The following is a 250-nucleotide window of genomic DNA, read 5'->3' as shown; positions in this document are numbered from 1 at the left end:
AACAACCGCTTCTCATTATACTCTTACTGTTACGGATAATAAAGTTACGATAATTTTACTAATCATATAGATGAAGAAATGAGGAGATACCCTATGAAAGATGTCATCGTCATCGGTGGAGGGCCGAGCGGGCACATGGCAACGTATGCAGCGGCAAAAAGTGGCGCTTCGACCTTGCTGATTGATAAAGGTTCAAAACTTGGACGGAAATTGGCCATTTCAGGTGGAGCACGTTGTAACGTCACAAATC

The 250-nt window shown here is 43.2% G+C and carries 1 protein-coding gene; it reads left to right on the top strand.

Annotated features, from left to right (window positions below; genetic code table 11):
* Window positions 1–93: 93 nt before the first annotated feature.
* A partial coding sequence (locus AC2Q9J_RS18300; RefSeq protein ID WP_499042146.1) for an NAD(P)/FAD-dependent oxidoreductase occupies window positions 94–250 on the top strand: 157 nt, incomplete at its 3' end.

The organism is Planococcus sp. RAB007_Raresut (genome assembly GCF_057369535.1).
Note: the sequence above shows the minus strand (reverse complement) of the source record. Positions and strands in the feature narration are given on the sequence as shown.